The 1,637-nt window shown below is 40.1% G+C and carries 1 protein-coding gene; it reads left to right on the forward strand.

Annotation, left to right across the window (positions count from 1 at the left end; all coding sequences use genetic code 11):
* Positions 1-1,637: amino acid adenylation domain-containing protein (locus C8N46_RS20030; RefSeq protein WP_146169918.1), on the forward strand; the 1,637-nt coding region annotated here is incomplete at both ends.

Consider the following 1,637-nt stretch of genomic DNA (forward strand, 5'->3'; position numbering starts at 1 on the left):
TTTGACCATCAAGACTTTCAATATGAAGAACTGGTCAATCTACTAGAAATAGAGCGCGATACTTCACGAAACGCATTATTTGACGTAATGTTTTCATATGAAAGTATGGGCGATAGAAGTGTACAAATTCCAGGCTTGGTATTAGAACCGTATGATAGAAGTACTACGATTTCAAAATTTGATTTGGAACTTGGAGCCATAGAAAGTGAGGAAGGAATACTATTAAATATTATGTATTCCACGAAACTCTTCACTGCATCCACAATTGAGCGCATCACGGAATATTACGTTCGTATATTAGATCAGGTAGTCTCTGATTCATCACTATTAGTAAAAGACATTACTTTATTAGATGCTTCCGATAAAAAAGCCTTACTATCAACTTCGGAAGAATTTTCAATTTCAATTGAAGAAGCAAGTCTGGAACTATATCTAGAAGCAATTTTTAATCGTTACAAAGACAAAGAAGCGTTGCGCGATGTTGATGGACAAGGTATAAGCTATGCAGCATTGTGGAATCAATCGGGAAAAGTAAGTGCCTATTTATCTTCACATTACGGATTAAAACAAGGCGATACTGTAGTCTTGTACAGTGACCGCAGTATGGAAATGGTCGTACTATTTTTAGCCCTAGCGCGATTGGGCTGCGTGTATGTTCCTGTAGATAAAATTCACCCAGAAGAGCGTCTTGCTTACATTGTAAAAGACAGTCACAGTCGTTTACTCATCGTAGAAAGTGATACAGCTATCAACATAGAAAACACGCAAGTAGCACGTTTGTCAGCAGTAATAGAAGCATCGTCAGAGGTAGAAGAAGTACAAACAGCTAAAGAAACTATTTCACTAGATGCTACCTTGTACATCATCTACACCTCAGGAAGTACCGGAAAACCCAAAGGTGTATGTGTGAGTCATGGCAACTTACTAGGGTATTTAAAAGGCATCGAAGACGAATTTGGTGCGAATCGCATACAACCAGTCTTATCCTCTCATGGATTTGACATCTTCTTCTTTGAACTCTTGAGTCCACTACTCAAAGGTGGAACAAGTATACTTCTAAAAAACGAAGAAGTACGCGATATGGAAACGTTAGAAAGTGCTTTACAAGAAAGTACTAGTTTCCACGCCGTACCAGCATTGATGCGCGCTGTATTAGATCATATAGCACAAACCAACACAAAAGAAGCATACGCAAAGATAGAAGAGTTATATGTTGGTGGTGATGTAGTTCCAAATGCACTGCTACACCAGATGCAATCGCTATTTCCACAGGCAAAGATTTATGTCTTCTACGGACCAACAGAAGGAACCATCTTTGTAACAAGCAAGTTATATGAGCCAGGTAGTGAAATAGCGGAACGTTTAGCTTTGGGAACGAGTTTACGCTCGAGTCAAGTACTAGTCTTAGACCGATGGGGCGATTTGGTAGCACCAGGTGTCAAAGGTGAGTTATGCATTGGAGGAGTACAAGTAAGCAAAGGCTACTTGCACAACGAGGCATTAACCAATGAAAAATACACCAACAATCCGTATGGAGCAGGGAAACTCTACCGCACGGGCGATGTAGCTCGTTGGGATGCAAATGGAAACATAGAATACCTAGGCAGAGAAGACAGTCAGATCAAACTCCGCGGTTA

Source organism: Kordia periserrulae (assembly GCF_003054265.1).
GTDB lineage: Bacteria > Bacteroidota > Bacteroidia > Flavobacteriales > Flavobacteriaceae > Kordia > Kordia periserrulae.